Below are 19,391 nucleotides of genomic sequence, written 5' to 3' on the forward strand. Positions count from 1 at the left end.
GTCCACGACGCCCACGCCCCCAGCCCCGCCACCGCCTTCGCCCTCACCCGCCTCGCCGACGCCGACACCCTCCACCACACCCCCATCGGCGTCCTGCGCGACGTCCAGCGCCCCGTCTACGACACCCAACTCAACGACCAACTCGCCCTCGCCGCACACCAACACGGCCCCGGCGACCTCGCCACCCTCCTCGCCGGCACCAACACCTGGACGGTCGGCGGCTGAGGGCACCGGCGCCCGCGGACCGACGACCGTTCCCGAACGGGACGGGGAGCGCCCCCGTCCCGCGACGAAGAGAGATGCCATGAACCCCGGAGCGCTGACCGAGTCGGGCCTGCCCGTCGAACCGGTCTACGACGCGTCCGCACTGGCGGGTTTCGACCCCGCCGCGAAGCTGGGAGAGCCCGGCCGCTACCCGTTCACCCGGGGCGTCTACCCGACGATGTACACCGGGCGGCCGTGGACGATGCGGCAGTACGCCGGGTTCGGCACCGCGAAGGAGTCCAACGCGCGCTACCACGAGCTGGTCGGCGCGGGCACGGGCGGCCTGAGCGTGGCGTTCGACCTGCCGACCCAGATGGGCTACGACTCGGACGAGCCGCTGGCCCACGGCGAGGTCGGCAAGGTCGGCGTCGCGATCGACTCGGTGGAGGACATGCGGACCCTGTTCCAGGGCCTGCCGCTCGACCAGGTGTCGACCTCGATGACGATCAACTCCCCGGCGGCGACGCTGTTCCTGCTCTACCAGCTGGTCGCCGAGGAGCAGGGCGTGCCCGGCTCGAAGCTGACCGGCACCATCCAGAACGACGTGCTGAAGGAGTACATCGCCCGCGGCACGTACATCTACCCGCCGCAGCAGTCGCTCCGCCTGACCAGCGACATCTTCGCGTACTGCCACCGCGAGACGCCGAGGTGGAACACCATCTCGATCTCCGGCTACCACATGGCGGAGGCCGGGGCGACGCCCGCGCAGGAGATCGCCTTCACCATCGCCAACGGCATCGAGTACGTCCGCACCGCGATCGCCGCCGGCCTGGACGTGGACGACTTCGCGCCCCGGCTCTCCTTCTTCTTCGTGGCCCGCACCACGCTGCTGGAGGAGGTCGCCAAGTTCCGTGCCGCGCGCCGGGTCTGGGCCCGCATCATGCGCGACGAGTTCGGGGCGCGGAACCCGAAGTCGCAGATGCTGCGCTTCCACACCCAGACCGCGGGCGTCCAGCTGACCGCCCAGCAGCCCGAGGTCAACCTGGTCCGGGTCGCCCTCCAGGGGCTCGGCGCGGTGCTCGGCGGCACCCAGTCGCTGCACACCAACTCGTACGACGAGGCGATCGCGCTGCCGACCCAGAAGGCCGCCCGGCTGGCGCTGCGCACCCAGCAGGTCATCGCGTACGAGACCGACGTGACCAGCACGGTCGACCCGTTCGCGGGGTCGTACGTGGTCGAGTCGATGACCGACGACATCGAGACCGCCGTGCTGGAGCTGCTGCGGGCCGTCGAGGAGCGCGGCGGCGCGGTGCGCGCCATCGAGCAGGGCTTCCAGAAGTCCGAGATCGAGCGCTCCGCGTACCGGACCGCGCTGGAGATCGACGGCCGGGAGCGCACCGTGGTCGGCGTCAACCGCTTCGTCCTGGACGAGGAGGAGCCGTACGAACCGCTGCGGGTCGACCCGTCGATCGAGGCCGACCAGTGCGAGCGGCTCGCGGTGCTGCGCAAGGAGCGCGACGGCGCGGCCGTCCGCCGGGCGCTGGACGCGCTGCGGACCGCGGCGGCCGGACCGGACAACCTGCTGCCGTTCATGCGCGAGGCGCTGCGCCTGCGGGCCACCGGCGGCGAGGTGGCGCACGCGCTGCGCGACGTCTGGGGCGTGTACACCCCGCGCGAGACCTTCTGACCACCGGCCCGACCGCCGACCCGACCGCCGACGCTTCCCGACCCTGGAACCCTGGAGGGCCCAGCATGCCACCCACAGCCGGACCGGACGCCCCCGCCGCGCGCGCACGCGTGGTGGTGGCCAAGCCCGGTCTCGACGGCCACGACCGAGGCGCGAAGGTCATCGCGCGCGCCCTGCGGGACGCCGGCTACGAGGTCGTCTACACCGGCCTGCACCAGACGCCCGAGCAGATCGTGGCGACCGTCGTCGCCGAGGACGCGGCGCTGCTCGGCCTGTCCATCCTGTCCGGCGCGCACCTGACCGTCGTCCGGCGGATCCTCGAACTGCTGCGCGCGCAGGACGCGGGCGACACCCGGGTGCTGGTCGGCGGCATCATCCCGGCCGCCGACATCCCCGAGCTGGAGGCGCTGGGCGTCGACGCCGTCTTCACCCCGGGCGCGGACATCGCGGCCGTCGTCGGTGCCGTCGAACGGCTCCTGGCCGCCGCCTGACCCGCACCCGGCGCTGGGCGTCACGCGCCGTCGGAGACGCCCAGCGCCTGCAGGTCGACGCCGCCGTAGGCGTCGGTGACGTAGACGTTGGTCAGCCGCGGGCTGCGGTAGTTCAGGGCGCGGGTGGCGCTGTAGGGCAGGTAGTAGGCGCCGTCGGTGACCTTGTGGTTGATCTTCCGGTAGAGGTCGGCGGCCTTGGCCCGGTCGCCCTGGGTGGCGGCCTGGTCGAACCAGCCGTTGATCTCGGGGTCGTTGAGGCCGGTGAGGTTGTAGTTGCCGCTCTCCCGGATCCGCCGGCCGTCGGTCAGGTCCTGGAGGAAGACCCGGCCGGACGGGTAGTCGGCGGTCCAGCCGGACATGATCAACCCGTAGCCCTTGGACTTGACGGTGCTCGGCGAGCCGATCGTGCTTGCCGTCTTGGTGATGTCGTAGTTCTCGACGGTCACGCTGATCCCGACCGCCCGGAGCGAGCTCTGCAGGGCCTGCGCCGCCGCCTGCTCCTTCGCGCTGTTGACGCGGGCGGCCAGCGTGACGGCGAAGCCGTCGGGCTTGCCGCAGGCGGCGAGTTCGGACTTGGCCTTGGCCGGGTCGGGCTTGCCGTCGGTGAGGCCGTACGGGTCGTAGTCGTCCCAGCCGGACACGGTCGGCGGCAGCATCGAGCCGGACGGCGCGCCGGTCTCCGGGCCGCCGCGCGCGGTCTGCAGCGCGGTGGTGTCGGCGGCGTACAGCACGGCGTTGCGGCAGTGCCGGTCGTCCAGCGGCGCGACGGCCGGGACGAGCGCGACGTAGCGCAGGACGCCGGTGGCGGGGTCGTCGGTCCGCGCCTTCAGGGCGGGGTCGGCGAGCACCTTGGCCTGGGCGGCGGGCTGGAGGCCGGCCTGCGACAGGTCGAGGTCGAAGTCGCCGGCGAGCACCTTGGCGTCGACCTCGTCGCCGCTGGTGGCCACGGTCAGCCGGATCCGGTCCGGCAGCGCCTTGCGCAGCGGGTCGGTGGACCGGTCCCAGGCGGGGTTGCGCTCCAGCTCGTAGCCCTTGCCGGTCTGGACGGTGCGGAACTTGTACGGCCCGGAGGAGAGCGGCTTCTCGGCGTACTTGTCGCGGGTGTCGGCGGCCTGCGGGACGGGCGAGGTGGCGCCCAGGGTCAGCAGGTACGGGAAGTCGGCGTTCGGTTTGGCGAGGGCGAACACCAGCGTGCGCTCGTCCGGGGTGCGCACCGAGTTCAGGCCCAGCTTCCCCGGGTCGGCGTCGCTGTACGGGCCCTTGTAGCCCTGGCCCTGGTCGAGCTCGTCGACCAGCAGCGTCGGCCCGCCGTACAGCTTCTCCTGGTCGAAGGACCGCTCGATGGCGTACTTGACGTCCTTGGCGGTGATCGGCGTGCCGTCCTCGAACTTCAGGCCGCCGCGCAGCCGGACGGTGTACGTGCGGCCGTCGGCGGAGACCTCGGGCGCGGCGGTCGCCAGGTCCGGCACCACGGCGGTCCCGGCCTGGCCGGGCTTGCCGTCGTACGCGTACAGGGTGCGGGCGTAGAAGCGCTGGAAGTTCCAGGTGGAGCCGTAGTAGGCGCGGGCCGGGTCCAGCGAGTCCAGGTCGGCGGGGGTGCCCAGGTTGAGGGTGCCGCCCTTCTTGTCGGACGGGTTCAGCACCCGGCCGATCGCCGCGTTGTACGCCGAGGTGCTCGTGGTGCCGCCGCCGTCCGGGCTGGGCGAGGTCGAGGCCGACGCCGAGGTGCCGCCCCCACCGCCCCCGCCGCCGCCCGGCTCCTCCTTCCCCAGCAGGTCCGTCGCCAGGATGCTCGCCGGCACCACCGCCGCGAGCACGCCGAGCGCGCCGAACAGCAGCACCTTCCGCCGCCGCCCGGCCGCGCCCGCCCCCGCCGCCTCGGCCGGTCCGGTCGGCCCGACCGGCGGCAGCGGAGTGGCGTACGGGTTCGGGAACGGCACGGGCGAGGCGTACGGGTTCGGACCCGGGTTCGGGGTGTCGTACGGGTTCGGGGTCTTGTACGGGCTCGGGTTCGGGCTCGGGCTCGGGTTCGGGCTCGGCAGGGCGTACGGGTTCGGGCTGTCCACCGGGCCGGGCGCCGGGGCCGGCGCGGGCGTCGACGTCGGGACGGGCGGCGGCGGGGTGCTGGGGAACGGCGGCGGAGTGGTCGGGGCGGCCGGCACCGGGGCCGGTGTCGGTGTCGGTGTCGGTGTCGGTGTCGGTGTCGGGGAAGCGTCGCGGACCGTCTGCTGGTGCGGCAGTGGCACGGGCGGGGCCTCGGGCGCGGTCCGGGTGGCCGCGGTCAGGGCGCGGACGGTCTGCTCGGCGGTCAGCCGCAGGCCCGGGTCCTTGACCAGCAGGCCCTGCAGCGCCGGGGTGAGCGGTCCGGCGTGCTGGGGCGGGCGCGGGGGCTGGGTGAGGATCGCGACGTACAGCGCGGTCAGCGTGGTCGCGGTGAACGGCGCCTCGCCCTCGACCGCGGTGTGCAGCGTGGCGCCCAGCGACCACAGGTCGGAGGCCGGGGTGGCGGGCTTGCCGTCGAGCTGCTCGGGCGCCATGTAGGCGGGGGTGCCGAGCAGCGTGCCGGTGTTGGTGAGCGACATGGTGGCGTCGGTGATGCTGGCGATGCCGAAGTCGGTGAGCACCACGCGGTTGCCGCTCAGCAGGATGTTGTCGGGCTTCAGGTCGCGGTGCACGACGCCCGCGGCGTGCGCGGCGGTCAGCGCGTCCAGCACGGCCAGGCCGATCCCGGCGACCCGCGCGGCGGGCAGTCGGCCGTGGTCGCGGACGGTGGCGGCCAGCGAGGTGCCGACGACGAACTCCATCACGATCACCGGGGCGCCGTCGTGCTCGACCACGTCGAACACCGTGATGATCCCCGGGTGGTTGAGCCCGGCCGCGACCCGCGCCTCGCGCATCACCCGTTGGAGCAGCAACTCCCGCTGCCCGTCCTCGAGTCCGGCCGGGAACAGGATCTCCTTGACCGCCACCTCGCGGTGCAGGGTCTCGTCCCGCCCCCGCCAGACCCGGCCCATCCCGCCCCGCCCGACCGGCTCGATCAGCCGGTAGCGTCCACCGATCAGCGTCCCGTCCCCGTCTGTCACGGCGCACAGGATATCGCTCCCCCGCGGCCGCCCGGGCGGCCATGATCTGTTCGTGACCGGCGCCCGGCCCGGCCTTCGGACCGGGCGCGTCGGGGCCGCTCCTCGCCGCCGTCCGGGTCGCCGTCCCCGTCGCAGCCTCGTGCCGGGTTTCCCGGCGTGGCGGTTTGAGGCGGTCAGGCCGGACGGCGATGCTGGGGGCGACGGCCTGGCTCTTGCTGCTCCGAAGGGGGTTGGACGGACGACATGGCGACTCGGGTGACGGGCCAGGCGGCGACCGCGACGGTCGGGGGCGGCGGGGCGGTCACCGGCTGGTCGGTGGCGGCGGAGCGGCTGACCGGGTTCGGCGCGGGCCGGGTGCTGGGGCAGCCGGCCGTCGAGCTGCTGGCCGGGGAGGCGCCGATCGCCTTGCTGCGCGCGGTGGTTCGGCACGAGCCGTTCACCGGGATGGTCCGGCTGCGCCGCTCCGAGGACGACCCGGTGGCGGTCGAGCTGGGCGCGGTGCCGGTGCGGACGGCGCGCGGCGAACCCGCCTGGGTGCTCTCCGCGCAGCCGCTGCGGCCGCTGACGGCCGGGGCCGACGGACTCGACGGGACCGACGGGCGTACCGGGAGCAACGGGCACACCGGGGTCGCCGGGGTCGCCGAACTGCCGCCGGTCGCTTCCGGGTCAGCGCCTGGCCCGGCGTCCGGGCCGGTGCCCGGCTCCGCGCCTGGACCGGCGTCCGGTTCCGCGGCCGCGCCGGTCGGTGCCGAGGAGCGGGCCCGGCGTCGGCTGGCGCTGCTCGGCGAGGCCGGGCTGCGGATCGGTTCGACCCTCGAAGTGGAGCGCACCGCACAGGAGTTGGTGGACGTCGCGGCCGAGGGCTTCGCCGACTTCACCGGCGTCGACCTGCTCGACGCGGTGTTCGGCGGCGGTCTGCCGTCCAGCGCCGGGCTGGTGTTCTACCGGGTGGCCCAGCGTTCGGTGCTGCCGGGCAGCCCGGAGTCCGCGGTCGCCACCGGCGCCGGGGACGTGATCGCGCCGGACTCCCCGATGGCCCGGGTACTGGCCTCGGGCCGTCCGCTGCGCACCGACTACCGCGATCCGGAGATCCGCGGCTGGCTGGCCCAGGAGCCCGAACGGGAGCGGCGGGCCAAGGAGTTCGGCATCCACTCCTCGCTGCTGGTGCCGCTGACCGCCCGCGGCACGACGCTCGGCGTGGCGATCTTCCTGCGGCACCGCAACCCCGAGCCGTTCGACGACGACGACCTGCTGCTGGCCACCGAACTGACCGCGCGCGCCGCGCTGTCGATCGACAACGCCCGCCAGTACACCCAGCAGCGCGACACCGCGCTCGCCCTGCAGCGCTCCCTGCTGCCCAGCCGGACGCCCCGGCAGGCCGCCGTCGAGGTGGCCTTCCGCTACCTCCCGGCGGGCGGCCGGGAGGGCGTCGGCGGCGACTGGTTCGACGTGATCCCGCTCTCCGGCGCCCGGGTCGCCCTGGTGGTGGGCGACGTGGTCGGCCACGGGGTGCCCGCCTCGGCGGCGATGGGACGGCTCCGGACGGCGGTCCGCACCCTCGCCGACATCGACATGCCGCCGGACGAACTCCTCACCCACCTGGACGACTTGGTGCTCCGGGTCGACCTGGACGAGCTGCCCGAGGGCGGCACCGCCTGGGCCGGCAGCAGCGTCGGCGCGGCCTGCCTGTACGCGGTGTACGACCCGGTCACCCGCACCTGCTCGCTGGCCCGGGCCGGCCACCCGGGCCCGGCCCTGGTCGGCCCGGACAACACCGTGACCTTCCCCGAGCTCCCGGCCGGTCCGCCGCTCGGCCTGGGCGGACTCCCGTTCGAGGCCTTCGAGTTGGAGGTGCCGGAGGGCAGCGTGCTGGCCCTGTACACCGACGGCCTGCTGCGCGCCTCCGAACTGCGCGGCGACCCCGGACTCGGCCTGGACCGGCTCGGATCGGCCCTCGCCGCCCCCGCCGACTCGCTGGAGGACCTGTGCGACCAGGTGCTCTCCGCGACCCTCGGCCCGGACGCCCCGACCGACGACGTCGCCCTGCTGCTGGCCCGCACCCGGGCCCTGCACACCCAGGACGTCGCCGACTGGTCGCTGCGCCACGACCCGGCCGAGGTGGCCCGGGCCCGCCGGCTGGCGGCCGCGAAGCTCACCGAGTGGGGCATCGAAGAGGCCGCCTTCGTCACCGAGTTGGTGGTCAGCGAGCTGATCACCAACGCCGTCCGCTACGGCCTACCGCCGATCGGGTTCCGGCTGATCCGCGACGGCGGCCTGCTGATCTGCGAGGTCTCCGACGGCAGCAGCACCGCCCCGCACCTGCGCCGCGCCCACAACGACGACGAGGGCGGCCGCGGGCTGCTGCTGGTGGCGCAGCTCTGCCGCAACTGGGGCACCCGGCACACCCCGCGCGGCAAGACCATCTGGGCCGAGCAGGAACTCTGACCCGTCAACCCCCCTGCTCCTCCAGGGCGTTGCGCAGCCGGCCGGCGTTCCGGGCCAGCGCCTCGGCCGCCCCCTGCGCGTCCAGCCCGGTGAGCAGCAGCAGGATCGCGTCCTTGACCCGCCCGCCGGTGGCCGCCAACGCGGCGTCCACGTCCGGGAGTTCGGCCTCGGTGGCGAGGGCGACGATCCGGCGGGCCCGGGCGCGCAGCTTGTCGTTGGTGGCGCGGAGGTCGACCATCAGGTCGCCGTAGGTCCTGCCGAGCCGGACCATGGTGATCGTGGAGATCATGTTGAGCACCAGCTTCTGCGCCGTCCCGGCCTTCAACCGGGTGGAGCCGGCCAGTAGTTCGGGCCCGGTGGCGACTTCGATCCGGTGCTCGGCGGCGTCCCCGAGCGCGGAGCCCGGGTTGCCCGCCAGGGCGACGGTGAGCGCACCGAGCGCGCGGGCGTGCTCGACGGCGGCCAGCGCGTACGGGGTGCGGCCGGAGGCGGAGACGCCCACCACGGTGTCGGCGGCGGTCAGCCCCAGCGCGTCCAGGTCGGCGACGGCGGCGGCCCGGTCGTCCTCGGCCCCCTCCACGGCGGTGGTGACCGCCCCGGGTCCGCCCGCGATCAGCCCGACCACCTGGCCGGGCGCGGTGCCGAAGGTCGGCGGGCACTCACCGGCGTCCAGCACCCCGAGCCGTCCCGCCGTCCCCGCCCCCGCGTACACCAGCCGCCCGCCGCGCCCCATCCGGGCGACGATCGCGTCCACCGCCGCCGCGACGGCCGGCACCACGGCGGCGACCGCCTCCGCCACCGTCCGGTCCTCGGCGTTCATCAACCGGGCGAGCTCCACCGTCCCCAGCAGGTCGATCCCCGCGCCGCCGGGCCGCCGTCCCTCGGTCGCCAGGCCGGCCAGGTGGCCGGGATCCGCTCGCCGCCGCGCTTCGTCCGGGGTGTCCGTCACGGGCCCACCCTAGGCCCTCCGGCACCGCCGGCACAGCCGGGCCGGCCGGCGGCCAGGCGGGCGAGCGCGGCGCGGTGGCGGGACCGGGCGGTGCGGCGGGCGGCGGCCTCGGCGAGGACGGCGGCGGTGGCGGCGGCGGGGTCGAAGGGGGGCGGGGCGAAGCGGGTGCCGGGGGTCCGGGCGTGCTGCCGCCAGTCGTCGTGGTGGAAGCGGACCGTCCAGCCGGGCCACAGCCGCGGGACCTCGTAGGCGCGCGGGACGGGGTACAGCGTCCACCAGTCGAGGCGGCGGCGGGCCGGGTCGAGGTGGAGGCCGGAGCTGACGTACAGCCGGCAGTCCTGGTGGGCGGGGGCGTCGGCGAGGCGGTCGAGCAGGGCCGGGCCCTCCAGGACGGGGTGGCTGAAGGCGTCGGAGGCGAGGTGGCGGCGGTCGGGGGCGAGGGTGAGCAGGACGCCGCCGGGGTCGGGGAGCGCGAGGTCCTCGTCGTCCGGGGCGAGGAACGGGGCGGCGCTGGGGGCGTCGTCGCGGCAGCGGACGTACTCGGGGTCGAGGCCGAGGTGGGTGCGCAGTTCGGCCGGGCCGTCGTACAGCCGGCGGACCCGCCAGCCCGGCCAGGCGGCCCGGATCAGGGCCAACGCGGCGGCGCGGTGGCGGAGTTCGGTGCTCGGACCCTCGCCGGTGAAGAACAGCAGGGTCTTCCGGCCGAAGTCGGCGAGGATCCCGCCGTGGGCCAGCTCGTCGTCCAGCCACCAGTCGTCGTGGTGGATGTCGGGGATGCCGGCGAGCAGGGCGGCGGGGCCGTCGAGCAGGTCGAGGTCGAGGCCGACCGCCCAACCGGTGCGGTGGAGCTCGTGCGTGCCGTCGGCGTGGACCAGGACGATGTTGGCTCGGTCTCCCATCGGTCCAGGATGGCCGCCGGGCCGGGGCCGCAGCCACCGGGTTTCCGGCCCGGGGCGGGATGGGTCGGGACGGGGCGCGCCGGGGGCCGGGGCGGGGGCGGTGTTCGCCGGCCGTTGGTCCGCGGGTGGTGGCAGCGTTGCCGTGGGGGCCGGTACGCTGCGCGCGTCGGCGCGGAGTGGGTTCGGTGGGGCGCGCCTTTCGACTCGGGGGTTCTCCATGGCGCGGCGCGTCGTTCGGACGACGGTGCTGCCTGCCGTCGTACTGCTGCTGGCGGCGTTGGGCGGGGCGCTGCTGTCCGTCGTTCCGGCGTCGGCCGCGTCGGGCGGCGGGACGGTGGGGACGGTCGTCGTCGGCGTCCCCGTGCGGGTGCCGGCCGGGGAGGGGTTCACGGCGGTGTTCACCGTGCAGTCGACCTCGCGGTACCGGATCGTGGTGGACTCGCTGCGGCTGCGGGTGTCGGCGGCGGACGACCCGTCCGAGCCGTCGGACGGCGTCTCCGTGCGGTGGCAGGATCCGGGCACCGGCGGCTGGCGGGACTCCGACGCGCGGACCGGGACGACCTGGGGGCTGGCGCTCTCCCCGCCGCTGGTCGTGGAGCCGCGCGGGTCGCTGACCTTCCGGGCCCGGATCGGCCTGTCGTCCGAACTGCCGGACGGCGCCTACGCGGTGGAGAGCGACGGGGTGGCCGGGTACCGGCTGCTCGACGCGGCGGGGCACGACGCGGGGCAGTTGGGCGCCCGGCAGTGGGCCCGGGCGGTGTTCCGCTACGGGGCGGGCCCGGCCCCGGACCCCTCCGCGTCGCCCTCGGCCTCCGGCGCGCCCACGGGGTCGGCCTCGCCCGCCCCGTCGCCCTCCGCGTCCGCGTCCGTCCCCGCTGACACCGACGCCTCCGTCGGTACGACGCTGCCGCCGGACGGCACGCCGTCCGCCGTCGGCACACCGTCCGGCGCGTCGCCGTCCGCCCCCCGTTCGCGGTCCGCCTCCCCGTCGCCGTCCGCGCGCGGGGACGACTCCCCCACCCCGGACGACGCGGACTCCTCGGCGCCCGTCGCGCTGTCCGCCGCCGGTCCCGCGCTGGACGCGGTGGCCGGCCCGGGGTCGAGCGGCGGGCCGGTGGGGTCCGCGAGCACCACCCTGCTGGCGATCGGCCTGCTCTCGATCGTGTCCGGCCTGCTGCTGGGCGCCTCACTGCTGGTCCAGCGGCACGCCCGCCTCTGAGGCGTCCGGGCCGCGGTCGGCGTCCTGCCCCGCGCCCCTCCCGGCACCTGAGCCGGCCCGGCGGCGGCTCCCGCTACGCGCCGGGGAGCCTGCGCAGTTCGGGGTCGGTGACGCCGCCGGGGCACTCCCGTTCGCGGCCCCAGCCGGCCAGGTCGGCGCCGGCCCGGTAGGCGGATTCGAGGAACTCCAGGGTGGTGTTCCAGGGGTCGGCGGCGGCGCGGGCCTCGTCGTACATCAGCAGGGCGAGGTGGCTGCCCCGACTGGGGGACCAGCGGGCGGCGGCGGGGTGCAGCGGGCGGGCGTCGAGGCCGGCCGGTTCGGGGGCGGTGTAGGAGTAGAACGCGGGGGCGGGGACGTTGTCGTCGCCGAACCAGAAGCCGGCGCTGATGACCTCGCGCGAGTAGGCCTCGCGGGTGACCGGGTCGGCGGCGGGCTGGTCGATCCGGCGGTCGGAGAAGCGGGTGACGGCGAGGTCGAAGGTGTGCCAGAAGTGGTGGACCGGGCTGGTCTTGCCGGAGTACCCGGTGGCGTACTCCTCCAGCAGCAGGGCGACTTGGCTGAGGATGTGCCAGTAGGTGGTGACGGCCGCCGGGTCGTAGCTGCGGTGTTCGCGGTCGTCGGCGAACGGGCGGTGCGCGTCGGGCAGGTCGTAGGGGTAGGGGTGGTCGGGGACGACGTCGATGTCGAGGTGGACGAGGGCGCGCAGGATGTCGCGGTAGAAGTCGGCGACGGACCGTCCGGCGAGCGGGAAGGAGTCCTCGGCGCCGTCGAGGGTCCGGACGTACAGGCGGTGGTCGGTGAAGTCGAAGTCGATGGTGAAGGCGTCGCCGCCGCGGGTCGGGCCGGTGGGGCGGGTGGTGATGCCGCGGCCGGTGAGGTGGAAGGGCACGTTCCACCAGTGGTTGCGGCGGGCGCTGCCGGCCAGCCGGATCTTGCCGACGACCTGGGCGAAGCGGTGCAGTGTCTCCTTGGTGTCCCGCCAGGACTCCAGGGGCAGGGGCGGGAACAGCTCCATGGTGGGCTCCGGCATGGGGAGGGGTCGGGGACTGCTGCCCATCCTCACCGCAGCCGGCGGGCCGCCCGGACGCGACTCGCCCGGACGGGGGCGCGGCTGCTCCGCCCGGGTGCCACGGCGCGGCCGGCCGGGGCGAGCGCTCGGCGCGGCCGGTCCGCGTGCCGGCGGGGTGGTGCGCCTGCGGGGCGCAGCCACGGCGGGCAGGCCCGGTGAGGGGTTCCCGGGTCGCGGTTCAGTTCCCGGCGGCCGTCTGCCGTCGGACCGCCTCGCGCAGTTTCCGGCGGCGCTCGGCCGCTCGGCGGCGTTCGTCCTCGTCGGCGGCGGTGATGTCGAGGAAGACCTGGTCGATGTCGGGGCAGACCGACCTGATCCGCTGCTTGAGCCCGACGCAGAGCTCCTCGACCCCGTTGCTGTCCAGACCGTCGACCAGGTCGATCCGGGCGGCCAACAGGGCGGAGCGGGGGCCGAGTTGCATGGTCAGCAGCCGGGTCACGGTGTCGACCTCGGGCCGTTCGGTGAGCACGTCCAGCGCCTTCTGCTGGACGGCCGGATCGACGGCCTGCCCGACCAGCCGGTCCTTGGCGTCGCGGCCCAGCCGGTAGGCGACGTACATCAGCAGCAGCGCGATGGCGAGGGCCGCGCCGGCCTCCCACTGCGGCCGGCCGGTCCACTGGTGCAGCCCGGCGCCGGCCAGGGCCAGCAGGACGCCGAGCACGGCGGCCGCGTCCTCCGCGAACACCGTCCGCACCGTGGGGTCGTCGCCGTGGCGCAGCTGTGCCGTCAGGCTGCGTCCGGCCTGCCGGGCCTGTCGGCGCACCTGCAGGGCGGCCCTGGCCAGCGAGCCGCCCTCGGCGAGCAGGGACACCAGCAGCACCAGGTAGACGATCAGGTAGTCGCCGGTCTCCTCGGCCTCGGGGTTCAGCAGCGTGTGCAGGCCCTGGTAGGCGGAGAAGCAGCCGCCGGTGACGAAGATGCCGACGGCGGCGAGCATCGACCAGAAGAACCGTTCCTTGCCGTAGCCGAAGGGGTGGCGGGCGTCCGGCCGTCGGCGGCTGCGGCTCAGCGAGGCGAGCAGGAACACCTCGTTGAGGCTGTCGGCGACCGAGTGCGCCGCTTCCGCCAGCAGCGCGGGCGAGCCCGCGACCAGGCCGCCGGCGACCTTCGCCAGTGCGATCACCAGGTTGGCCACCAGGGCGACCAGCACCGTTCCCCTGGTCTCGCCGTCGCCCTCCGGGCCGTCCGTCCGCGCGCCGAGCGCCTCGTCCCTCGTCATGCCCTGCCGTGTGCCCCGGCCGTCGCGGTACAACCTCCCGGCGGGGCGCAGGTCCGGGGCGCAGGTCCGGGACGGGGGGTCAGGGGCGGGGGTCCGGGGCGGGGCTATGCGCGTCCGGTGCCGGTGCCGTTCGGCAGGACGTACCGGTGCGGGGCCATCGCGGTGTCGTGGCCGGGGAGGGCCGCCATCACGGCGGCGTGTGCCCGGTCGGGGGTGAGCGGGTCGGCTCCGTTATCCAGCACGGCAGTCAACTCACCTCCCTCGCAGGTGACTTCGACGTCCCGGGCGGCGGGCAGGGCGGCCCGCAGCAGGTCGGTGACGGCGTCCAGGTCGACCCAGTTGCTGCCGACCCGCTGCCAGCGGCCCCGCTCGCGCCGTCCGACCGGCAGGCCGCTGAGGGCGGCGATCTCCCCGGTCGGACCGAGGGTGACGTTGCGGGTGCCGGCCAGGTCGAGCAGGCGGAGCAGGGCGAGGGCGAAGAGTTCGGTCTCCTCGCGGTCGAGGACGTCGGGGTGGGTGTGCAGGGTGAACTCGAGGCAGCCGCTGGTGCGCCAGATGTTGAGCATCAGCCGGGTGGGGGTGGGTTCGACGGGGTACCAGGCGAGGTCGGGTTCGGTGGGCGGCAGCGGGCGGGCGGCGGCGACCTCCGGAGGGACGGTGCCGCTGAGGTCGTTGACGACGACGTGCCGGGCGAAGCGGGCGCCGCGCCGGACGGCGACGTCCTCGATGAGCTGCCAGATCCGTTCCGCGTCGAAGGTGGCGTGCCAGTAGCCGGAGAGGGCGTGGGCCTGGGTGCGGCCGATCAGGGTGTCGAGGTCGGGGCAGTCGGTGTCGACGGCGAGCAGGGCGTCCTGGGCGAGGGTGCCGACGTGTTCGGCGAGGCCGGGGCGGTGCCGGTTGGCGGAGAGCGCGGCCATCACCACGGTGGGCTGGGCGGCCCGGTGGGCGGCGAGGACGGCGTAGCAGGCCAGCAGGACGGCGGAGGTGGAGGCCCCGGTGCGGGCGGTGGCGCGCTCCAGGGCGGCGGCACCGGCGGTGGAGCGGACCCCGAGGGTGGGCAGCAGGGTGTCGTTGGGGCCGATCCGGTCGTCGGCGAACACCGAGGTGGGCTGCTCGGCGAGGATGTGCTCCCAGTGCCGCAGCGCGGCCTTGGTGCGGCGCTGTCCGGAGGAGGACCGTTCCTGCTCGGCGACCTCGACGGGGGTGGGGGCGGCGGGGGCGGGCAGGGTGCCGCCGGCGGCCAGGGCCAGCCACTCCCGGAACAGCAGTCCGGTGGCGACGCCGTCGAGGTGGGCGTGGCAGATCACCACGGCCAGCAGGACGGGTGCGCCGTCGCGGGTGAGGAGGGCGAAGCGGAGCGGGAACTCCTCGGCCAGGTCGAAGGCCTGCCGCCGCCCCTCCCAGCAGTACGCCTCGGCGCGGGCGGCCGGGTCCTCGTCGGCCGCGAGGGGGAGCACCCGGACGGTGAACTCGCCTTCGGCGCGGACGTGCTGGCGGTCGGGTCGGCGGTCGGCGGGGCCGGGGAAGACGGTCCGCAGGGCGGGGTGGCGTTCGGCGAGGGTGCGCAGCGCGTCCAGGCAGGCCGGGAGTCCGGCTCCGGGCGGGACCGTCCAGGTGGCCTGCTTGTTCATGTGCGAGGGCTCGTCGTGGCGCAGGCAGCGGATCATGTTGTCCTGGCCGAGGGTGAGCGGGCCTTCGGCCTCGGGCGCGTCGGAGCGGTAGCGCAGGGTGAGGGCGGTGCCCTCCGGGTTGCTCCGGGGCGGTGCGGCCGGTGCGACTGGTGCGACTGGTGCGACTGGTGCGACTGGTGCGACTGGTGCGACTGGCATGGTGCCGGACTCCGTTCGGGGTGGCGCTGGTCTGCTCGGGCCGCTGCTCGCGTCCGGCCCGGTGGGGCCGCTACGGGCGTCCGGTGCCGGTGCCGTTCGGCAGGACGTAGCGCTGCGGGGCCATCACGGTGTCGCGCCAGGAGAGCGCGTCGACCACGGCGGTGTGCGCCTGGGCTGGGGTGAGCGTGCAGCCGCTGGGCACCACGGCGGTCAACTCCTCGTTCTGCCAGGTCACTTCGACGTCCTTGACGGCCAGGACGGCGCGCAGCCGGTCGGCGACGGCGTCCAGGTCGACCCAGTTGCTGCCGACCTGCTGCCAGCGGCCCTTCTCGCGGCGGCCGACGGGCAGGTTGCTGAGGGCGGCGAGTTCGCCGTCGGGGCCGAGGGTGACGTTGCGCTGCCCGGCGAGGTCGATCAGGCGGAGCAGGGCGCGGGCGAAGTGCTCGGTCTCCTCGCGGTCGAGGATGTCGGGGTGGGCGTGCAGGCTGATCTCCAGGCAGCCGCTGGTGCGCCAGATGTTGATCATCAGCCGGGTGGGGAGCGGTTCGGTCGGGTACCAGCTGAGGTCGGGGTCGGCGGCGGGGCCGGGGCGCAGGGCGGCGATCTCCTCGGGGACGGTGCCGCTGACGTCGTTGAGCACGACGTCCCGGACGAAGCGGGCGCCGCGGCCGAGCGAGGAGTCGTCGAGGATCTTCCAGAGCTGTTCGGTCTCGAAGGTGGCGTGCCAGTAGCCGGACAGGGCCTGGGCCTGGGTGCGGCCGATCAGGGTGTCGAGGTCGGGGCAGTCGGTGTCCAGGACGAGCAGGGCGTCCTGGGCGAGGGTGCCGATGTGCTCGGCGAGGACGGAGCGGTGACGGTTGGCGGACAGGGCGGCCATCACCACGGTGGAGCGGGCCGCGCGGTGGGCCGCGAGGGCGGCGTAACAGGCGGTCAGGACGGCGGACTTGGAGCTGCCGGTGCGCCGGACGGCCCGTTCCAGGGCGGCGGCGCCGGCCGGGGTGCGGATGGCCAGGGTGTGCAGCAGGTTGTCGGCGGAGTGGACCCGGTCGTCGGCGAAGACGGCGGAGGGCTCCTCCGCCAGGATGCGCTCCCAGTGGCGGAGGGCGGCGCGGCCGCGGCGCCGGCCGCCGGCGGAGCGCTCCTGTTCGGCGACCTCGATCGGGGTGGGTCCGGCGGGCGGGGGGAGTTCGCCGCCGGAGGCCAGAACCATCCACTCCTTGAAGAGCAGTCCCGTTGCCACGCCGTCGAGTTGGGCGTGGCTGACGACCACGCCGAGCGCCACGGGGCGGTCCTCGCGGGTGATCAGGCCGAGGCGGAGCGGGAAGTCCGCGGTGAGGTCGAACGGGTGGCAGCGTTCGTCCCAGCCGAACGCCTCGGCCCGGGCGGTGGCGTCCTCGTCCGGACCGAGGGCGATCACCTGGACGGCGAACTCGCCTTCCTGGAGCTGGTGTTGGACCTTTGGGAGCTGGTCGCCACCGGCTTCGGGGAAGACCGTGCGCAGGGCGGCGTGCCGTTCGGCGAGGGTGCGCAGGGCGGCGAGGCAGCGGTCCGTGTCGGCGCCCTCGGGGATGATCCAGGTGGCCTGCTTGTTCAGCGAGGAGGGTTCGTTCCGCTCCCGCGAGGGCTGTTCGTTGCGCAGGCAGCGGAGCATGTTGTCCTGGCCGAGGGTGACCGGCCCTTCGGCGCCGGGCGCCTCGGCCCGGAACCGCAGGACGGTGGAGCTGGTGTCTGACACGGGGTCAGTTTCCCTTCAGGGCGGTGCTGATGTGCTCGGGCCAGTCGGCGGGGCGGGTGCCGTGGGCGTGCAGCAGGGCGAGGGCGATCCGGTCGAGGCCGAAGGCGGTGCAGGCGGTGTGGCCGGTGGTGCCGTCGGCGGTGAAGTCGAAGACCTCGCCGAAGTGGTCCTTGTGGATGTTGGCGGAGGCGATCGCCTGGACCAGCCCGTCGGCCACCGGGACGCGCAGTTCGAACTTCAGCTCCTGGGCGCGCTGGGCGGCCTGGTAGAGCTTGCGGCCGCCGCCGAAGAACGGGTCGTCGGCGAGTTCGATCGAGGGCTTCAGGCCGAGGCCGTCGAGCCAGTCGGCGACCCGCCGCAGCCAGTGCTCGCGCCACTCCTGGCAGTGCTCGGCGGTGCCGGCGGTGACGAGTTCGGCCATCCGGAAGGTGCGCAGCCGGCCGGCCTCGGCGGTGGCCTCCTGCCGGAAGCACTGCGCCTCGACGCTGTAGCGGACGGGCTCCTGGAGGTCCTGGCCGGTGAGTCCGGCGTAGACGGGGTAGCAGGCGGCGGGCAGCAGGACCAGGTCGGAGATCTCCTGCCGGGCGTGCCAGGGGCCGGCTTCGGCGATCAGCGGGGAGAGCCGGCGCCAGTCGGCGGCGCTGCCGGTGTAGCTGTGCACGGTGCCGAGCAGCTGCGGGAAGGACGCCGCGTAGCCGGCCCGTTCGATGGTGGCGCGGGCGATCACGGGCGGGACGACGAGCCGTTCGAAGGGCTCGTCGGCGGCCAGCCGGGCGATCGAGTCGCTCAGCGCGCGCAGCAGCTTCTCGTAGGCGGCGGGCTGGAGTTGGACGCCGGGCGCGGCGGTGGGCAGCGGGGTGGCGTCCTCGGGGTGGCGGGTCATGGTCGGTCTGCCTAGGGTTTCGGGGACGGCGGGGGTGTCGCGTCCGGGTTCAAGTCGCTTGCAGGGTAGGGCCGTTGCGGGACGATCCCGGGGCGGGATCAGGTCCGCTGCGGAGCCGCTTCCGTTGCGGGGTAGGCGCGCAGGCGCGGCCGGTACGGTCGGGGGCCGCCTCCGTCACCCGCGTCCGCGTGCGCGCCGGTGCGGGCGGCGGCGGCCCGGTAGCCGGGGGGCGCGGGCAGGTCGTGGACGGTGCAGGGTCCGAGCGGTCCGTCCAGCCGGTGCGGGCCGGGGGCGAGCGGTCCGGCGTGGGTGCGCAGTCCGTCGGCGAGGCGTCCGCCGTGGGCTTTGGCGTACGCCTCCTTGCGGGTCCAGCGGCGGGTGAACTCCTGGGCGTCGCAGGCGTTCTCACCGTCCGGGTAGTAGCGGGCGGCGAGTCGGGCGGCGGCCGGTCCGCTCGGGACCGGCTCCAGGTCGACGCCGACGCCGACGCCGTCCTCGTCCGGGCCGAGGCGGTGTACGGCGAACAGCGCCCACGGTCCGGCGGTGCTCAGGTTGACGCTCAACTCGTCTTGCAGACCCTCGGGTTCGGGGCGTCCGTGCGGTCCCCGGCGCCAGCGGACCCGTTCGGGGGGCAGGTCGGCGGCGCGGGCGGTGAGCAGCCGGGCGGCGGCGTGCGCGGTGACGAAGCGGTGGCGTCCTGGCCCGTCGGGGTGGCGGGTGGCGCGGGCGCGTTCGTCCTCGTCGAGCAGGTGCCAGGCGCCGGGGAGGTCCGCGTCGGTGCGGATCAGCCAGACGTCGGTCATCGGCCCGGCTCCGCGGCCGCCCAGTGGGCGAGGTCGATCCGGCCGGTCTCGGGCTCGCGGTCGACGAGCGCGAGCGGCCGCCCGGCCAGGGCGGGGTCGGCGAGTGCGGCGCCGAGCGCGGCCCAGCCGCCGGTGTACGGGGCGGCGGCCCGGGCCGTCCGGGTCTCCGGGCCGCCGGGCGGTTCGACGCCGGCCAGGCCGGGGCCGAGCAGCAGCAGCGTCCGCTCGGGCAGCTCGGCGCTCAACTCCTTGAGGAACGGGCCGACTTGATCGGCGTGGACGTCGCTCCGGCTGTCCGTTCCGGTCAGCGGCCGCCCGCCCTCCTCCGACTCCCAGAGCAGGGCGGCGGCGGAGTGCCGGCCGGGCAGCCGGGCGGGCCGGTGCGGGTGGTGGTGCAGGTCGGCCTGCTCGACCGAGACCAGCAGGGCGCGCCGGGCCCCGCCGGTGCGGGCGTACGCGTCGGCGATCCGCAGCGCGCTGAACCCGGCGCCGGCGCCCTCGTCGCAGAGCGCGAAGGACAGCGGTTCGCCCGGGCACGACTCGGCGAGGTGCAGCGCCACGGCCTGTCCGGGGCGGACGTCGGGCGTGGCGTACACCAGCAGCAGCAGGTCGACCGGACGGGTCGGGCCGGTCAGCGCGTCGATGGCGTGCTGGGCCAGCACGGCGTACGACTGCCCGCGGGCCCCGGTCAGCGCGTCCTCGTCGAGCCGCACCCCGTACGGGCGGGTCAGGTCGGCGGTGAAGGCGCGCAGGTCGGGGTCGGCGGCGAGCGGGGAGTGGCCGGGCAGGTCGAGGGCGTGGGCGGCGGTCAGGCGCAGCGGGGAGGCGGCGCGCGACAGGGTGGTGGCGGGGAGCGGCCCGTGGACGCGCACGGTC

General features: G+C 75.4%; 14 protein-coding genes and 1 pseudogene. 5 read left to right on the forward strand and 10 right to left on the reverse strand.

Features of this window, described 5'->3' with window-relative positions; translation table 11 throughout:
* The 3 genes and pseudogenes from ACZ3J7_RS29430 to ACZ3J7_RS29440 form a co-directional block, all read left to right on the forward strand.
* Positions 1-225, forward strand: a pseudogene (locus ACZ3J7_RS29430) (2-oxoacid:ferredoxin oxidoreductase subunit beta); the annotation flags it as partial.
* 79 nt (positions 226-304) lie between these two features.
* Positions 305-1,891 carry an acyl-CoA mutase large subunit family protein gene (locus ACZ3J7_RS29435; protein ID WP_465626280.1) on the forward strand — a complete coding sequence of 529 codons (1,587 nt, stop codon included), beginning with the start codon at positions 305-307 and terminating at the stop codon, positions 1,889-1,891.
* 65 nt (positions 1,892-1,956) lie between these two features.
* Entirely contained in the window at positions 1,957-2,382 is a 426-nt protein-coding gene (locus tag ACZ3J7_RS29440) for a cobalamin B12-binding domain-containing protein (RefSeq protein ID WP_465626282.1), read from the forward strand.
* Positions 2,383-2,402: 20 nt separating this feature from the next.
* Here ACZ3J7_RS29440 and ACZ3J7_RS29445 read toward each other — a convergent pair whose 3' ends face one another.
* Complete coding sequence (locus tag ACZ3J7_RS29445; RefSeq protein ID WP_465626284.1) at positions 2,403-5,465, reverse strand: ABC transporter substrate-binding protein; 3,063 nt, start codon at positions 5,463-5,465, stop codon at positions 2,403-2,405.
* 243 nt (positions 5,466-5,708) lie between these two features.
* On the opposite strand from ACZ3J7_RS29445, the gene ACZ3J7_RS29450 reads away from it, so the two are divergent.
* Positions 5,709-7,910 carry a SpoIIE family protein phosphatase gene (locus ACZ3J7_RS29450; protein ID WP_465626286.1) on the forward strand — a complete coding sequence of 734 codons (2,202 nt, stop codon included), beginning with the start codon at positions 5,709-5,711 and terminating at the stop codon, positions 7,908-7,910.
* A gap of 4 nt (positions 7,911-7,914) precedes the next feature.
* Here the strand turns inward: ACZ3J7_RS29450 and murQ are convergent, their stop codons facing one another.
* Positions 7,915-8,859 (reverse strand): N-acetylmuramic acid 6-phosphate etherase, encoded by a 945-nt coding sequence (murQ, locus tag ACZ3J7_RS29455; protein ID WP_465626288.1) that lies wholly within the window; start codon positions 8,857-8,859, stop codon positions 7,915-7,917.
* Positions 8,856-9,758, reverse strand: a complete 903-nt coding sequence (locus ACZ3J7_RS29460) for a hypothetical protein (protein WP_465626290.1) — start codon at positions 9,756-9,758, stop codon at positions 8,856-8,858. The genes murQ and ACZ3J7_RS29460 overlap by 4 nt, the downstream gene beginning before the upstream one ends.
* 217 nt (positions 9,759-9,975) lie before the next feature.
* On the opposite strand from ACZ3J7_RS29460, the gene ACZ3J7_RS29465 reads away from it, so the two are divergent.
* A complete protein-coding gene (locus ACZ3J7_RS29465; protein WP_465626292.1) occupies positions 9,976-10,977 on the forward strand; it encodes a hypothetical protein in 1,002 nt (333 codons plus the stop codon).
* Positions 10,978-11,050: 73 nt separating this feature from the next.
* Here the strand turns inward: ACZ3J7_RS29465 and ACZ3J7_RS29470 are convergent, their stop codons facing one another.
* The 7 genes from ACZ3J7_RS29470 to ACZ3J7_RS29500 all read right to left on the reverse strand — a co-directional run bounded on the left by ACZ3J7_RS29470 (position 11,051) and on the right by ACZ3J7_RS29500 (position 19,387).
* Positions 11,051-11,992 carry a DUF5996 family protein gene (locus ACZ3J7_RS29470; RefSeq protein WP_465626294.1) on the reverse strand — a complete coding sequence of 314 codons (942 nt, stop codon included), beginning with the start codon at positions 11,990-11,992 and terminating at the stop codon, positions 11,051-11,053.
* Between the two features lie 232 nt (positions 11,993-12,224).
* Positions 12,225-13,265: a cation diffusion facilitator family transporter gene (locus ACZ3J7_RS29475; protein ID WP_465626296.1), complete on the reverse strand. Its 1,041-nt coding sequence runs from the start codon at positions 13,263-13,265 to the stop codon at positions 12,225-12,227.
* 104 nt (positions 13,266-13,369) lie between these two features.
* On the reverse strand, positions 13,370-15,094 hold the full coding sequence (locus ACZ3J7_RS29480) for a condensation domain-containing protein (RefSeq protein ID WP_465626298.1): 1,725 nt from the start codon (positions 15,092-15,094) through the stop codon (positions 13,370-13,372).
* Positions 15,095-15,164: 70 nt separating this feature from the next.
* Positions 15,165-16,829: a condensation domain-containing protein gene (locus ACZ3J7_RS29485; RefSeq protein ID WP_465626300.1), complete on the reverse strand. Its 1,665-nt coding sequence runs from the start codon at positions 16,827-16,829 to the stop codon at positions 15,165-15,167.
* Between the two features lie 4 nt (positions 16,830-16,833).
* Complete coding sequence (locus tag ACZ3J7_RS29490) at positions 16,834-17,712, reverse strand: class-II aminoacyl-tRNA synthetase family protein (RefSeq protein WP_465626302.1); 879 nt, start codon at positions 17,710-17,712, stop codon at positions 16,834-16,836.
* Between the two features lie 98 nt (positions 17,713-17,810).
* Positions 17,811-18,515: a 4'-phosphopantetheinyl transferase family protein gene (locus tag ACZ3J7_RS29495; protein WP_465626304.1), complete on the reverse strand. Its 705-nt coding sequence runs from the start codon at positions 18,513-18,515 to the stop codon at positions 17,811-17,813.
* On the reverse strand, positions 18,512-19,387 hold the full coding sequence (locus ACZ3J7_RS29500; protein WP_465626306.1) for a beta-ketoacyl-[acyl-carrier-protein] synthase family protein: 876 nt from the start codon (positions 19,385-19,387) through the stop codon (positions 18,512-18,514). Before ACZ3J7_RS29500 ends, ACZ3J7_RS29495 begins: the two co-directional genes overlap by 4 nt.
* Between the last annotated feature and the right edge of the window lie 4 nt (positions 19,388-19,391).

The organism is Kitasatospora sp. NPDC015121 (assembly GCF_055562955.1).